The sequence below is a fragment of the Pseudomonas viridiflava genome, from assembly GCF_900184295.1.
GTDB lineage: Bacteria > Pseudomonadota > Gammaproteobacteria > Pseudomonadales > Pseudomonadaceae > Aquipseudomonas > Aquipseudomonas viridiflava.
This window is the reverse complement of sequence record NZ_LT855380.1, coordinates 558,119-572,920: the sequence shown is the minus strand read 5'-3', so window position 1 is coordinate 572,920 and position 14,802 is coordinate 558,119. Positions and strand designations below refer to the sequence as shown.

At 57.2% G+C, this 14,802-nt stretch carries 16 protein-coding genes; 11 read left to right on the top strand and 5 right to left on the bottom strand.

Annotation, left to right across the window (positions count from 1 at the left end; translation table 11 throughout):
* Positions 1 to 277 precede the first annotated feature (277 nt).
* Together CFBP1590_RS02720 and CFBP1590_RS02710 are read right to left on the bottom strand one after the other, a co-directional pair.
* Positions 278 to 832 (bottom strand): hypothetical protein, encoded by a 555-nt coding sequence (locus tag CFBP1590_RS02720; RefSeq protein ID WP_088236350.1) that lies wholly within the window; start codon positions 830 to 832, stop codon positions 278 to 280.
* Between the two features lie 740 nt (positions 833 to 1,572).
* Positions 1,573 to 1,926: a hypothetical protein gene (locus CFBP1590_RS02710; protein ID WP_088234445.1), complete on the bottom strand. Its 354-nt coding sequence runs from the start codon at positions 1,924 to 1,926 to the stop codon at positions 1,573 to 1,575.
* 1,202 nt (positions 1,927 to 3,128) lie between these two features.
* On the opposite strand from CFBP1590_RS02710, the gene CFBP1590_RS02705 reads away from it, so the two are divergent.
* Both CFBP1590_RS02705 and CFBP1590_RS02700 read left to right on the top strand, forming a co-directional pair.
* A complete protein-coding gene (locus tag CFBP1590_RS02705; RefSeq protein WP_004887765.1) occupies positions 3,129 to 3,389 on the top strand; it encodes a helix-turn-helix domain-containing protein in 261 nt (86 codons plus the stop codon).
* A 2-nt stretch (positions 3,390 to 3,391) separates the two neighbouring features.
* Positions 3,392 to 4,726: a type II toxin-antitoxin system HipA family toxin gene (locus tag CFBP1590_RS02700; protein WP_043305479.1), complete on the top strand. Its 1,335-nt coding sequence runs from the start codon at positions 3,392 to 3,394 to the stop codon at positions 4,724 to 4,726.
* 80 nt (positions 4,727 to 4,806) lie between these two features.
* Here CFBP1590_RS02700 and CFBP1590_RS02695 read toward each other — a convergent pair whose 3' ends face one another.
* Both CFBP1590_RS02695 and CFBP1590_RS02690 read right to left on the bottom strand, forming a co-directional pair.
* Complete coding sequence (locus CFBP1590_RS02695; RefSeq protein WP_088234444.1) at positions 4,807 to 5,043, bottom strand: helix-turn-helix domain-containing protein; 237 nt, start codon at positions 5,041 to 5,043, stop codon at positions 4,807 to 4,809.
* A 291-nt stretch (positions 5,044 to 5,334) separates the two neighbouring features.
* Complete coding sequence (locus CFBP1590_RS02690; RefSeq protein ID WP_029242333.1) at positions 5,335 to 5,571, bottom strand: helix-turn-helix domain-containing protein; 237 nt, start codon at positions 5,569 to 5,571, stop codon at positions 5,335 to 5,337.
* Between the two features lie 559 nt (positions 5,572 to 6,130).
* Here CFBP1590_RS02690 and ycaC point away from each other — a divergent pair.
* On the top strand, positions 6,131 to 6,757 hold the full coding sequence (gene ycaC, locus CFBP1590_RS02685) for an isochorismate family cysteine hydrolase YcaC (protein WP_069142817.1): 627 nt from the start codon (positions 6,131 to 6,133) through the stop codon (positions 6,755 to 6,757).
* 93 nt (positions 6,758 to 6,850) lie between these two features.
* Here ycaC and CFBP1590_RS02680 read toward each other — a convergent pair whose 3' ends face one another.
* Positions 6,851 to 7,285 (bottom strand): HIT family protein, encoded by a 435-nt coding sequence (locus CFBP1590_RS02680; RefSeq protein ID WP_058431054.1) that lies wholly within the window; start codon positions 7,283 to 7,285, stop codon positions 6,851 to 6,853.
* Positions 7,286 to 7,406: 121 nt separating this feature from the next.
* On the opposite strand from CFBP1590_RS02680, the gene CFBP1590_RS02675 reads away from it, so the two are divergent.
* The 8 genes from CFBP1590_RS02675 (at position 7,407) to CFBP1590_RS02640 (ending at position 14,794) form a co-directional block, all read left to right on the top strand.
* Complete coding sequence (locus CFBP1590_RS02675) at positions 7,407 to 7,865, top strand: VOC family protein (protein ID WP_088234443.1); 459 nt, start codon at positions 7,407 to 7,409, stop codon at positions 7,863 to 7,865.
* 87 nt (positions 7,866 to 7,952) lie between these two features.
* On the top strand, positions 7,953 to 8,195 hold the full coding sequence (locus CFBP1590_RS02670; protein WP_004880035.1) for a hypothetical protein: 243 nt from the start codon (positions 7,953 to 7,955) through the stop codon (positions 8,193 to 8,195).
* A gap of 297 nt (positions 8,196 to 8,492) precedes the next feature.
* The gene (locus CFBP1590_RS02665) at positions 8,493 to 9,710 is read left to right on the top strand and encodes a methyl-accepting chemotaxis protein (protein WP_088234442.1); all 1,218 of its coding nucleotides are present in this window, start codon (positions 8,493 to 8,495) and stop codon (positions 9,708 to 9,710) included.
* Positions 9,711 to 9,719: 9 nt separating this feature from the next.
* The gene (locus CFBP1590_RS02660; protein WP_004880039.1) at positions 9,720 to 10,088 is read left to right on the top strand and encodes a response regulator; all 369 of its coding nucleotides are present in this window, start codon (positions 9,720 to 9,722) and stop codon (positions 10,086 to 10,088) included.
* Between the two features lie 23 nt (positions 10,089 to 10,111).
* Positions 10,112 to 10,402 (top strand): STAS domain-containing protein, encoded by a 291-nt coding sequence (locus tag CFBP1590_RS02655; protein WP_025993468.1) that lies wholly within the window; start codon positions 10,112 to 10,114, stop codon positions 10,400 to 10,402.
* Positions 10,403 to 10,444: 42 nt separating this feature from the next.
* The gene (locus tag CFBP1590_RS02650) at positions 10,445 to 12,529 is read left to right on the top strand and encodes a chemotaxis protein CheA (protein ID WP_088234441.1); all 2,085 of its coding nucleotides are present in this window, start codon (positions 10,445 to 10,447) and stop codon (positions 12,527 to 12,529) included.
* A 30-nt stretch (positions 12,530 to 12,559) separates the two neighbouring features.
* Positions 12,560 to 14,218, top strand: coding sequence for a methyl-accepting chemotaxis protein (locus CFBP1590_RS02645; RefSeq protein ID WP_029242339.1), 1,659 nt, complete (start codon positions 12,560 to 12,562; stop codon positions 14,216 to 14,218).
* A 36-nt stretch (positions 14,219 to 14,254) separates the two neighbouring features.
* On the top strand, positions 14,255 to 14,794 hold the full coding sequence (locus CFBP1590_RS02640) for a chemotaxis protein CheW (RefSeq protein ID WP_088234440.1): 540 nt from the start codon (positions 14,255 to 14,257) through the stop codon (positions 14,792 to 14,794).
* Positions 14,795 to 14,802 lie beyond the last annotated feature (8 nt).

The following is a 14,802-nucleotide window of genomic DNA, read 5'->3' as shown; positions in this document are numbered from 1 at the left end:
ACTAGCTCGTGTAGGTCCATGAGGTAGTTTCCCCACGAAAGGGAACCTCAAGATCCGTGCCGACGATCTGAACCGGCTTCACCTCATTGATAGGTGGATTTCCGATAATCCTTCCAGATACTTGACCCAGCAGCTCAAGCGTTCCGTGGTTGATTACGTTGCGTGATACCTGACCGTGGACTATCGCATGGCCTCCCTCATCAATGATTAGCCCCCCAGCCAGCTGGCCATGGGCAATCAGAAATCCGCCTGAACGAACGTAGGTTTTTCCGTGGAATCAGTCGAACCCGCGCAGAGGCTGGCAGGCGTGCATCACATTGCCAGCAGGATCAGCGGTGCCTTCAACGCAAACGTTGAAGCTCACGCCATAGGGCAAACCGATATGCCTGGAGGCGTTGTAATTCAGCCTGATGGTTTTGGACGTGACAACTTGGTCTTTCAAGGGTACGTCGTGGAGTTGATACCCTGTATTGCTGACTTTGTCGTGCACGGTTTGCGAGCCACCAACGTCGAGATGCAGATCGACCCGAACGGTTGCCTCATCTCTGCTGAGGCCTAACACTGTTGTCTTGCTCTGCAACTTTCCTTTTCCAACCTTGCAGTCCGTCTTGTCATCGTTGCAGGAACGTAGGTTGAAGATCGCCAGCTGGTTATAAGAATCGCCCACTTTTAGCGTATTCGGGCCACTTGCGGAGAACGGATCAATTTGGCCTTGAAAAAGTGCCGGTGCAGTCATTAGTGAGGATACTGTGACCTCTGTAGGACCACCTATAATCGCCGCGCAACCGCCGAGAGCGGCTAGAGTCAACATGCTAACTATACCTTTCATCATCATCTCATTCGTCCTTTTTTCCCTAGTCCTCGACCTGGGCAGCTTTGGCCTGGTCATTCAGTTTCGACCCGCCCGGCGAGGCGTTCCAAGGGGGCATGGCCATGTCGTCATGCCTTAGATGTGGTGGATACCAAAGCGGCATCCTCTATTTACTCGGCCCCACACTTGGCGGGGCTTTGGCGTTCCTTTCCTTTAATCGGAAGCCAAGCCCATGTGCATAACGTACCAGGCACCTACCTACCAGCCGCGAACCTGGGCATGTAGACGACTAACGACAGGATGCGACCACTTGATGCGTTCAAGGTCAGACCTACGACCTTTGACCATAGCTTGGGCATCCTCCTCCGACGTGAAAGCCTTACGGGCCTCCTCCTCACCCCGAGCCTGAGCATACTGCTCGAAGCTTCGCTGGTCAGATCTGCGTCTAACAACGAGCTCCATCACACCATCGGCAAAATCGAGAGCTCTCCTTGCACTGTCGAGCTGGGCAATGACGTCAGACCGCTGCTGATCGGTATACCAGAGGCGCACAATCTCAATATCCGACTGATGTCTCTGGGACTGTGCAAGCCCTTTTATCGCGCTGGCTAACGGCTCCATTTGGCTTAATGCAGATATCAAGTCTGCTGATTTCAAGTTCGAATCATCTGGATTTGGGGTCATAAATTTCTCTGTTGTGTCAGTTTTGCGAGTCAAAGGCGTGTCACACGTAACGGGTGATTTCCTATTTACTTCGACGGTCAAGGCGTTGGCTTCGAATAGCCGCGCTGTGCGTTTTTTTCAAGTGGGTGGGGGACTTTATCGAATCGGTCCACCACCTCATTAATTTGGCCCGCGAACTGCTCCAGCTTGAGTAACTCTGCAACCCCAACTGCAACAGGAATGGCTCCATAAAGACAGTAATAGAGTGACGCTGCGATCTCGTCAGGCCCACCTGCACCGACTTTGTAGTTCCAATACTTTCGGCCTTCGTGAGGCTCAATGAAATGATCGAGGGATGTGGCTGATACATGTCCAGCGTCATCAGAGAGCACCTGGTAGGTAAAGTACGCGGGCTCCAAAGCCCCCAGCGCGGCTACCGCTTTGGGACTCATGATGCTAAGTGATTTCTCAAGTTGATCTATCGCTGTCTGCAGCGTTTTCCGCGTACCAGGGTCAGTGCTGTGGGTATGCAGGGTTAGGTAACAGCATCACATCACGCTCTGGCATGCGGCCAGTTACGGATGCAACGCGGATAAGGTGCTTAAATTGTCCAGGGCGAAGCGAAGTAGCGCGGCGGGTGGTCATGCGGCCTCTCTGTCAGGATGGCACGGGAATCGTGCTCGATCTGGAGAGAGTCAGGCCGGGGCCTCCTGACAAGGGTATCAGCAGGCCCCACCTGGTGTTCGCGGAAAATGGTGCTGTACCAATTTCTCAGCATGAACGAGATTAAGGCGCTTCTGGCAAAAGCAGAGAATGCGCATCCCGAATGATGATCCGGCTGGGGCAGTGCTTCAAGAGGGAGCTTGCTGCGACAGATTGCGGCCTCCTGGTGTAACCGGAAGCCGGGGCTCAGCCGCTACCAATGCCAAGAGCCCATTCGAGGCCAAGCATTCGCCTCTTCAGAATTGAACATGGTGACCGCGTTACATTAAGTCGAAGCTTATACGCTGCAAAATCAGTACAACCACGGTACAGTACTCAGCTTGATCAACCTTCTCAAAACTACGCTCAACACCATTAACTACGGGGCCTCCAGCTATGCCAACCTACGTTCACCTACGAACGATTTCTCTAGGCATAGCACCTCTCCCTGCAACTCATAATCCTTTGGTCCACGGTTCGAGTCCGTGTGGGCCCACCATACTCAAAGCCGCGCATTGCGCGGCTTTCGCGTTTCTGGGGGGTGCATAACAATTACGGTTCTATGGACTATTGTAGAGATGACCCACTACTCGCTGTCAGCTTGCTGAATACCCCTGACAACGCATATGAATCACGAAACCGAGGGCCTACCAAATGGTGCTCGCCCTCAATCAGATTGCGCTCCACCCTATCCAAAGTCGACATTACCTGGCTTTTTCATCTCTGTAATAGAGACGGCCAAACCCGTTCACTTAACTATTTCCACTGCATTGGTAGTGATGAAGTATTGAAGGGCGATGCAAGCCAGCCTGTAGCCCGCGAGCCACCAGCTATCAGAAAAATACTTATTTGTAGCTCTTGGGCCACATTAATCGGTAAACCATTGCGAAAATGTAGCCCATAAGCTACATTTTTCGATATTACATCTGTTTCTGACGCTCAAGGGCCACAAGTGACCTCTCTATACGATATTTCCGAGATGCTCAAACACGCGCGCGGTGACGCGAAGCTGAGCCAAGAGACGCTGGCCAGCCGTGCTGGTGTCTCGCGCTCCACCGTGGCGCGTATGGAAACGCTGGCTAAAGGCGACATGAGCGTTTCGGCGTTGGTTCGGCTGTTGGAAGCTGCGGGCTATGATCTGAAACTGGTTAAGACCGGACACCAACGCACAGTTGAAGACATCCTCAACGAGCAGCGATCAGGGAGCGCTTGAGCATGATGCTGGACGTCCACGTCAGCGCAAGGTTGGTAGCCAAGCTCTACCGGGAGCGCGATGAATACATACTGAAATACCTTCCAGACACAGCACCTGAAGACTTTGTCAGCCTGACGATGCCTGTTCGTGAGGAAGCATGGCGCTGGCCCCGCGACCTGTTCCCGTTTTTTCGGCAAAATCTTCCCGAGGGTTATTTGCTCAGTGTTATCCGCGAAGAATTCGGCCCCTTGCTCGACGGCACTGATTTGTCACTGCTGGCCGTAGTGGGAGGCACCGGTATCGGTAGAGTCTCGATCACTCCTGAAGGCGTGCGGCCTGGCGTCGAGATGGCCCCCTTGGAGATAGAACACTTGCTCAAAACGGAGAACACTAGCGAACGGTTCGCCACATTGGTACGGCAATATGCTCGAGTAGCCATATCAGGGGTCGTGCCGAAATTCATTGCCGCCGACACCGCCGGAACTCAGGAGCCGCTAGGCAAACCGACTCTGCGTACCGGCTTTCACATCATCAAAGGCTCCGACGACACAACTCCTTTTCTGGGTTTTAACGAGTTCTATACCATGCGCGTACTGGCCAGGCTTAATGTCGTGCCGGTCGCAGCCTGTCGTATGTCAGAGGACGGCAAAGTATTGGTAGTGGATCGCTTCGATGTGGACGACCGCGGCATCCCACGCGGTGGAGTCGAAGATGCCTGTGGGTTGCTGGGTTTACCACCCCATGAGAAGTACGCCCCCACCACCGAGCGACTATGGAATGCTACACGCCCCTATATTCCTGCTGACCGTCTGCAAACACAACGCGAGCATCTGGGCTGGCAACTGCTTACCAACTACGTCGTGCGTAATTCAGACTGTCACGCGAAGAACATCGCACTGCTTTACACCTCACGTGCGGACGTGGTTTTTACCCCGGTCTATGATCTAGTGACCACTCAGGCCTACCCACGCTTCGCCAGCAACCCTCCCGGTCTTTCCATAGGCGGCAGGAAAACCTGGACACCAGGTCGCTCGGTAGAAACGTTCTTCAAAGCTGTCTTAGGCATTTCACCGCGCCAGTACGCTGCAATGGTCGAGCAGCTCTGTGAGTCGGCTGTAGCCGTCGGTAAGGAAGTGATCGAAGCGTCAAAGAATGAGCCAGCTTGGCGCGATGTAGCCAAACATATGGTGCACGCTTGGAACGAAGGGATGGAGACATTGCGCAGCTCCAAGGCGGCCCCGCATTTTCGCGGTCTGGATACTTTCATCGAAGAAGCCGGCTTATCAGGGCCGAGCAAATCAGAACGCAGTCGTGACGTGATTGGCCGCTCTGAATTACTAGCAAAGAAGCGCTGAAATTTATAAAGAGGTGAAATGGCCCAATGATCCCGGACACCTCTAAAGGACGGTATGACTCTACCCCGCTCCACACATGACTAAACCGGACTCACCTGCCCACACTCAGCCGCCACACCCCCCGTTGCCAACCAAAGCGCATATTTCCTGAACCGCTCATGGTTAGCCACCTTCAAAAAAGGCTGCAGCCCCATCTGGGTGATCCCCGCCTCGTATTTCTTCCAACTGCTGATACTGATCCCCACGACCTCGCAGAACTCAGTCTGGGTCAGGCCTTCCTTCTTACGGATGGCTTTCATTTTTGCTGGCAGATCCACTTTTTATCTTCCCTGTTGAAAAGCCACAAAACTCGGGGAGTGCTAAATCGTTCAGGCAAGCGACATTCAAAACAGCCCAGTCAAAAAGCCGTTTTCAGCACGAGGTCTGGAGCGGCAATACGACGAGAAACTACCATGCGGTGCTCCTGACACACTGCGTCGACTGCGTCGACTGCATCGCCGGCAAGCCGCCTCCCATGGTTGAGTGTTTGGTCGAAGACGCGGTGGAACCTCCAAGGCACGGCGATTAACGGCGCACTCATCAATCAACCGACGGCCCAGTCCTCAGCCCTACTCCGCACCAACCTGACCACAATCAGGAGCGGTTTCACCCGTCATCAACCACAGAGTGTACTTCTTGAAATCCGGGTGATTGCTCACCTTGCACAGCGCCCCGTATCCCATCTCAAACATCGAGGCCTCGTATTTTTTATACGTGCTGAGGCTAATGCCCACCCGCTCGCAAAACTCGGACTGGGTTACCCCTTCCGTGCGCCGGATCGCTTTCAATTTAATAGCCAGGTCCACGATTCACCCTCTTAACAGGATCCTATATGGGGCACACCATTTGGAACCTATATAGGATCCATATTTGCCATCACAGCTGGAGAGATTATCAGAACGCCGCTCTTGACCGGTTCGGTCTGCGTAACCGCAGGTGAGCAGGCTGACTTTGTTACCTGAAAGCAGCCGATAACTCAGCCCCAAAAAACACATCAAACAAAAAACGCTGCACCAGCGCCAACGGGATTGGCTCGCCCGAAAAACGCCCAAACCCCGCATCTTCAATTATCCAAGGAGGTATCACATGACAAAAATCACACTGCACTGCCTGTCGCAACTCCAACCCCGCCCCGAGCACGCCACTGATCACACCGGCAAACGTCGAGGGAAGTTGACGGCGATTGAGTCCCTGCGCCCAGTTGGACGTCAGCGTCTATAGCGCACACACATCTCACCGCCCAGACTGTCTCTTTCAGGTTGACAGACAAACCTTTTTCAAGCGATTTTTCAACGCTCAGATGGACATTAATCTAGCCACACGTTGAAACGACAGCCATTCACCACTTCGAAAAAGGATTCCATGATGACTAACGCCACTTACAACCGCCTGAACAAAGACGACGCCGTAGTTCTGCTGGTCGATCACCAGACAGGTTTGATTTCGCTGGTACAGGACTTCACGCCGAATGAGTTCAAGAACAACGTATTGGCGTTGGCCGATGTGGCGAAGTTCTTTGAGCTCCCGACCATTCTGACCACCAGCTTCGAACAAGGCCCGAATGGCCCGCTGGTACCGGAACTCAAGGAGATGTTCCCGGACGCGCCTTACATCGCTCGCCCTGGCCAGATCAACGCCTGGGATAACGAAGACTTCGTCAAAGCGATCAAGGCCACCGGCCGTAAGCAATTGATCATTGCCGGCGTGGTGACGGATGTCTGTGTAGCCTTCCCGACTTTGTCGGCGCTGGCTGAAGGCTTCGATGTGTTTGTGGTGACTGACTCGTCCGGCACCTTCAATACAGCTGTGCAGCAGGCCGCCTGGAACCGCATGACGCAAGCAGGCGCGCAGATGATGAACTGGTTCTCGGTGGCGTGTGAGTTGCAGCGCGACTGGCGCAACGATATCGAAGGCTTGGGCAATCTGCTGTCCCAGCGTATTCCGAACTACCGCAACCTGATGAACAGCTACGCAGCCTTGACTGCACGCTGACAGATCGTCGCAGGAGGGCATTTTGCCCTGCTGCATGCACCTCGATATCAAGCCAGACTAAAGCGATGCCACCGCGTGTTTAATGCGCCACGATCAGTCCAGCATTTCCTTCAGCCTGTCTACCTCGCCAATCTGATTCACCCTCTCCTCCCCATTCAGCATCCGCTCGCAATACTCACGACTCAGAAAAAGTATCACGTCATTCCCATCCGGCTCAGCGGCATATCCAGGATGAGCGGCTATCTCTGCAAGCAATGCTTTCGTTACTGGCACTACATGAAAATGCAAATTGAAGCCTGCCGAGAAACCCAGTTTGTAGACGATCACTTTCCAGGGTTCATACGCCCGCATCAGAAGCTGTTCGGTCCTGCGCAAAACACCTCCCAGCTCAGCCAGCGCCTCGTCGGCAACGTCTGTCAGGTCAGACGCCGACGCAACGGACGCAACCATCAGATAGCCGTTGTATCGCGCATCACGTCGATGGCTGACACGCCAGTGCCCTGTCTCAAAGATGTCCCACTCGGTCATATGTCCATCCTCTGGTTCTTCATCTGCACCTGACTCACAGCGGGAGAATATGACAGCGCACCTCAGGCGTGCGAGATTGCAGGCACTTTGTCATTCACCGCACCAGCAGGAACACTTTTCAATGGACCTAAAATTCAGCCACATCGACGTCCTCGTCACCGACCTCGAAGAAGCCTGCGCTTATTACGCGCGCGTCCTGCAAGCCAGAATCTCCAAAACCCTGATCTGGGAACGCGGCGGTCTGCATGTGCGTTATGCCATCGCGATGATCGGCACGGAGCGTTTCATGCTGGTCCAGCCGTTGGCGGGGAATCTGAAGGAGCTGCTGGATACGTCAGGCGAGGGCATGATTTATCGGCATTGTTATTCGACGCCAGATATCGAGAAGGTTTACGACGAACTGATCGCAGCCGGTGTGCAGCCGGAAGACGAGAACGGCAAGCCGCTGGCACGCTCGAACCTGCAAACGCCATCCGGGGGAAGAATCATCTGGCTGCCCAAGCGGTTCGGGCATTTCTCGATGGAGATTCTGGAGGAGAAGACGCTGGAGGCGTTTATCGAGGCGGCGTTTGCGGATTAGCATGTAACACACACATTGCCTGACTGTGAGCAAGCGTCAGGACCGCTCTGCCACTCTGCTAGGGTGCGAAAAATCTTGGAGACCCCCATGGAAACCGATCCGATTTGCCTTGTTTTCATACCTGCGTTGGTAGCCATTCTTACAGCCGTAGAAAACGAAAAAGGCTCGCCACTCACGGAGGAGGAAGTTATCGGCATCCGGGACAAGGCGACGTGCATGGCGGTTAGGTTCAGTGTCGCGCTCAGTATGGAACAGGAGCGGGGCTATCCGGATATCGTTGCGGAGAACTGCTGGGAGGAATGGCAGCGCCATCGCGAACAACGCGCCTGATTTTTTTACTGCGAGCGCGCGCTGTATCAAAGACATATAGGCGTCTTTTCTGCTCCACGCCGCTGCGTCGAGGAGGGCCTCCCACAACCCGACGTTAGCCGCGACGCTGTACAAAATCTCCCTCCCCTCGCAATTCTCAGAATCACAGCTAAACCTAATACTCAGGCACATCATGCACTTGGTCACCCAACTGTCATCAATCGGACGGGTGGCGTCTGTGCGCTCTAAAGTTGCCATGATCGAGGCAGATAACCCCTAAGTTGCTTCCATCCGCTGTAATGTTCAAGGATCGAACCCATGACGTCGAGTCAGTACGGTAGTACTCCAGGTCAAAGTCATCCCCGCTTCCTCTGGTTTCCGCTGGTCCCGGTCATTCCGGCCATTGCCTGGATTCTGACTCAGTCGGGCGCCTCCTCTGCCAATCTTGCTGCATGCGTCGTACTGGCCATTCTCGGCGTGGGTGCCGGGGTGTGGAGTGCGCGTTCGCAACGTGAACAGGCCGTGCGTCTGACGGCGGATACGCTCACACAGCATCAGGCCAATGACGCTGCAATCGGCGCGAAGGCTTCTCGGGCGCAGCTCAATGAAGTGTTGCTGGGTGCGATGCCGATCTGGGCCAAGCAGGTCGAAAGCTCGCGTCAGCAGACCGAGACCGCCATTGTTGAGCTGACCAGTCGGTTCACGGGCATTTCCGAGCGGCTGCAGGAGACCGTTCAGGCTTCGCAGCAGGCTGCGGGTGAGCTGGACGGGCAGAATGCGGACGGCGCGCTCAAGGTGCTGGCGCAGAGCGACAGCGAGCTGAGCCAGGTCATTGATTCCTTGAAAGCCACGCAGGCCAGCCGCGACGAGACGCTGACCCAGGTGCGCAGCCTCACGGCCTATACCGGTGAGCTGCGTACCATGGCGGCCGACGTTGCAGCCATCGCGGCGCAGACCAACCTGTTGGCCCTCAATGCGGCCATCGAAGCAGCGCGTGCCGGTGAAGCCGGGCGAGGCTTTGCGGTGGTGGCCGATGCGGTGCGCAGCCTGTCGAGCAAGTCCAGCGAGACCGGTCAGCAGATGTCGGCCAAGGTCGACATCATCAACAACGCCATTACCCAACTGGTTCAGGCTGCCTCCAGCGGCGCGGATCAGGACAGCCATTCGGTGGCCGAGTCCGAACAAAGCATCCAGCATGTGCTGCAGCGTTTCCAGAGCATTACCGGACGCCTGGCCGAATCCGCCGACCTGCTGAAACAGGAAAGCTACGGCATTCGCGACGAGATGACCGAGGTGCTGGTCAGCCTGCAGTTCCAGGACCGGGTCAGTCAGATCCTCACCCATGTGCGCGACAACATCGACTCGCTGCACACCCATTTGCAGCAGTCCAGCCAGTCTCCGGACGAGGCCGTCGCGATCAATGCCCGCGAGTGGCTGGCGCGCATGGAGTCCACTTACGCCACTGACGAACAGCGCCGCACGCACCGCGGCGAATCGGCAGCGCAACAGAATTCTCAGGAAATCACGTTCTTCTAGGAGCGAATCATGGCTAAGAGTGTATTGGTGGTCGACGACTCGAGCAGCGTTCGGCAGGTCGTCGGCATTGCGCTGAAAAGTGCTGGATACGATGTGATCGAGGCCTGCGACGGCAAGGATGCACTGGGCAAGCTCAGCGGGCAGAAGGTGCACCTGATCATCAGCGACGTGAACATGCCGAACATGGACGGCATCACCTTCGTCAAGGAAGTGAAGAAGCTGGCCAGTTACAAGTTCACGCCGATCATCATGCTGACCACCGAGTCGCAGGAATCCAAGAAGGCCGAAGGCCAGGCCGCTGGTGCCAAGGCCTGGGTGGTCAAGCCGTTCCAGCCTGCACAGATGCTGGCTGCGGTCTCCAAGCTCATTCTGCCCTGAGTGTCCGGGCCACGGAGGCCAGCATGTCGATGTTGAGCGAAGTCACTGCTGACACCCTGCGTGTCAGCATCGATGGCGAACTGACGATTTACACCGTGACCGAACTCGCTGCCGGACTACTGCCGCAGATGGGTAATGCGCCGCGCATGGAGATTGACCTGTCGCAGGTGACCGAAATGGACGGCGCAGGGTTTCAACTGCTGGCGGTCATCGAGCGCGAGGCTGGCAAAACCGGCACCGCACTCAGCCTGACCGGGCAGAGCAAGGCGGTCGTGGAAACATTCGAACTGTGTCATCCGGGCGCCTTCGCTTAGCGCCCGTTGCAGTGTGGTTCAGTGATCGAAAAGGAAGTTCACGTGAGCATTAATCTTGATCAGGCACAGCAGACGTTCATCGTCGAGGCGCGTGAGCTGTTGCTGGCCATGGAGGAATCCCTCCTGCAACTGGAAAGCGAGCCGGGCGATCAGGATGCCATCGGCGCGGTATTCCGTGCGGCCCACACCATCAAGGGCTCTGCCGGGTTGTTTGGCCTGACTCCGATTGTCAGCTTTACCCATATTGTCGAAGACGTGCTCGACCGGTTGCGTGAAGGCAGCGTGTCGGTGGATGCGGAGTTGATTGCATTGCTGCTCAAGTCCGGCGACCACATGCTTGAGCTGATCGACGTGGTGGCCAGCCGTGGCGAGCAGCTTCAGGCCGCGGCGCTGGAGCGTGAAGCGGCGCTGCGTCAGGCCTTGCAGGCGTATCAGGCACCTGCGCAAGCGGCTGCCCAGCCTGTGCAGTCGGAAACTGTCAGCGACATTCAGGCAGAAAGGCTGTGGCACATTTCCCTGCGTTTCGGCGTGGACGTGTTTCGCAACGGCATGGACCCGCTGTCGTTCCTGCGTTACCTCAATACGCTGGGCCAGATGGTCCAGGTCACCACCGTGACCGACAGCATTCCGACCGTCGAGGAATGGGACCCCGAATCCTGTCATTTGGGTTTCGAGATCGATTTCCGCTCGGCGGCCGGGCATGCAGCAATCAATGAAGTGTTCGATTTCGTGCGCGAAGACTGCGCCGTAGAGATCACTGCCCTGGATGAAACGGCGGAATCCACACGCACTGATCTGGTGTCGCAGGACGACACCAGCCCGGTCATCCACAGTGGTGAACTATTGGGCGATCAGCGCGCCGTGCCGCGAGGCCCCGCACAGGTTTCCACAGAACGCGCCTCGCCCGCGAACGAGCAAAAGAACAAGGATGGCCGCTATGTGCGGGTCAACGCCGACAAGCTCGATGAGCTGATCAATCTGGTCGGCGAACTGGTGATCGCCAGTGCCGGGGCGAGTCTGCTGGCCCGCTCCTGCAACAACGCGCCGCTTCAGGAAGCCAGCTCGACGGTATCGGGGCTGGTCGAAGAAATACTCGACGGCGCCCTGCACCTGCGCATGATCCCCATCGGCGATACCTTTAACCGCTTCCGTCGAGTGGTGCGCGATGTCAGCCAGGAACTGGGCAAAGACATCGATCTGATTATCAGTGGTGCAGAGACCGAGCTGGACAAGACCGTGGTCGAGAAAATCGGCGACCCGTTGATGCATCTGCTACGCAATTCCATGGACCACGGCATTGAAAGCGCTGAAGCGCGCCGTGCTTCAGGCAAGTCGGCGAAGGGTCATTTGAGCCTCAATGCCTACCACGACTCGGGCAGCATCGTGATCGAAATTGCCGATGACGGCGCAGGCCTGAACCGCGAGCGCATTCTGGAAAAGGCGCAGGAGCGCGGCCTGGTCGCGAGCGGCGCGGTGCTGACCGATCAGGAAATCTACAACCTGATTTTCGAGCCCGGTTTTTCCACGGCCGAGGCGGTCACCAATCTGTCGGGGCGCGGCGTCGGCATGGACGTGGTCAAGCGCAACATCACCCTGCTGCGCGGCACGGTGGACCTGGACAGCCAGCCCGGCGAGGGCACCATCGTGCGCATTCGTCTGCCGCTGACGCTGGCGATCATCAACGGCTTTCTGGTCGGCATCGATCAATCGACCTATGTCATTCCCCTGGACATGGTTCAGGAGTGCATCGAACTCGACGAACAGGACCGTCAGTCCAGCCGCGACAACGGCTATCTGGACCTGCGCGGCGAGGTGCTGCCGCTGGTGTACCTGCGTGATCACTTCAACCATGAAGGTCCGCCGGCGCGGCGCCAGAACGTGGTGGTGGTGCGTTACGCAGAGCACAAGGCCGGGCTGGTGGTGGACGACCTGCTCGGCGAGTTCCAGACCGTGATCAAGCCGCTCGGCAAACTGTTCGGCGGCCTGCGTGGCATCAGCGGCTCGACCATTCTGGGCAGCGGCGCGGTGGCACTGATTCTCGACATACCGGCGCTGCTCAACCAGATCGTCCAGCTGGAAGCCCGCTCGACCCAAACCCCTTATTCGCTGTCGGCTGCGGCCCGCTGACGCGCCTGCATTTCCATGGAGGTAACCCTGATGAAATGGTTTTACGATCTGAAGATATCCACCAAGTTGATCACCTCCTTCCTGGTCGTGCTGGCGCTGACGGCTGCCATGGGCGTGTTCGCCATCATTCAGCTCGGGCAGGTCAACCAGACCGCTCAAGACATGAAGGAAAACTGGATGCCGTCCATGCGTGCCGCCTCGGGCATGCGTTTTTTCGCGGCCAGCTACCGCCTGAAGGAGAACCGGCACATCGCTGCCGATACAGCGCAGGAAAAGACCCAGATGGAGCAGGAGGCGGTAGAAGCGCGCAAGCAATTCGAAACGCGCCTGGCCACCTATGAACAACTGTTGTCCAACGACACGGATCGCCAGTTGTTCAACAGCGTGACCACTGCATGGTCAGCGTATCTGGTGGTCAGCAAAGAGCTGTTCGACCTGTCACGCCAGGGTCTTGAGAACCAGGCTCGCACGTTGTTGAAGGGCGAATCCAAGCTGCACTTCGATGAAGCGACCAACCAGCTACAGAAAATGGTCGAGCTCAATGATGCAGGCGCAACCACGGCCAGCGAGAAAGGCGCGGCCCTGTATGAAAATGCGCGCATCTCGATCATTGCGGTGCTGGTCGCTGCGCTGTTGATCGGACTGGGTCTGGCGCTGTTCATCGCTCGGATCATTTCCCGCCCGCTCAAGGACGCTGCCATCGCCGCCGAGCAATTGGCTGAAGGCAACCTGAGCGCGCAGATAGCGGAAGGCTCGAAAGACGAAACCGGTATGGTACTCAACGCCATGCGCAACATGGTCGGCAAGCTGTCGCACATCATCGGTGAAGTGCGCAACGCGGCCGATAATCTGGCCAGCGCCTCTGAAGAGGTCAGCGCCACGGCTCAGTCCATGAGTCAGGCCACCAGCGAGCAGGCCGCCAGCGTTGAAGAGACCAGCGCGTCGGTTGAACAGATGAGCGCCAGCATCAACCAGAACACCGAGAACGCCAAGGTCACCGACGGCATGGCCAGCAAGGCCGCCAAGGAAGCCACAGAAGGTGGCGATTCGGTGCAGCAGACCGTGGTGGCGATGAAGAAAATTGCCCAACGCATCAGCATCATTGACGACATCGCCTACCAGACCAACCTGCTGGCTCTCAACGCCGCAATCGAAGCGGCCCGTGCGGGTGAGCACGGCAAGGGCTTCGCCGTGGTTGCCGCCGAAGTGCGCAAGCTGGCCGAGCGCAGCCAGGTGGCGGCTCAGGAAATCGGCGAGCTGTCTTCGAGCAGCGTGGACATGGCCGAGAAGGCCGGCAAGTTGCTGGACGAGATGGTGCCGTCGATCAACAAGACCTCGGACCTGGTGCAGGAGATCAGCGCAGCGTCCGAAGAGCAGGCCGCAGGCGTGGCGCAGATCAACACCGCCATGACTCAGCTCAATCAGGTAACGCAGCAGAACGCGTCGAGCAGCGAAGAGCTGGCGGCGACCGCTGAAGAGATGAGCAGCCAGGCAGAGCAGTTGCAGCAGGCCATGAGCTTCTTCGTCCTGAGTTCGGCATCCAGAACGGCCGTGAACGACTTGAGCGTTGACTCCTCCAGCAGCGCCCCGCCTCGCCAGCCGTCGCGACCGGTCAAGCCCGCCCCTAAAAAGGCGTTTGCCTACAACATGGCCAGCGCGCCGGATGAATCGGAATTCACCCGTTTCTGATCGCAGACCGGATACAGGTCACACAGGGAGAACGACATGGGCGCACTGGCCAAGACACACCAGACCGCAGCCGCAGTGGAAGAAGAGGCGCAGTACCTGACGTTCATGCTCGGTGGCGAGATGTTCGCCATCGGCATTCTGGGCATCAAGGAAATCATCGAGTACGGCAGTCTGACCGTGGTGCCGATGATGCCCTCGTTCGTGCGCGGCGTGATCAACCTGCGCGGTGCCGTCGTGCCGGTGGTCGATCTGTCGGCGCGGTTCGGCCGGCAAAACTCGCAGACCACGCGACGCAGCTGCGTGATCATCATTGAAGCCAGCACCGAAGACGGTCAGCCGCAGGACATCGGTCTGCTGGTCGATACGGTCTCGGCGGTGCTGGAAATTCCCGCCTCGCAGATCGAGCCGCCGCCGAATTTCGGCGCACGCATTCGCGCCGACTTCATCAGCGGCATGGCCAAGGTCGAGGGCAAGTTCGTCATCGTGCTGGAAGTCGAACGCGTGCTGTCCATCGACGAGATGTCGAGCCTGGCCGAAGCCGGTCAGACACCCGCTCTCGATTTCGACGCGCACTGAGATCCGCA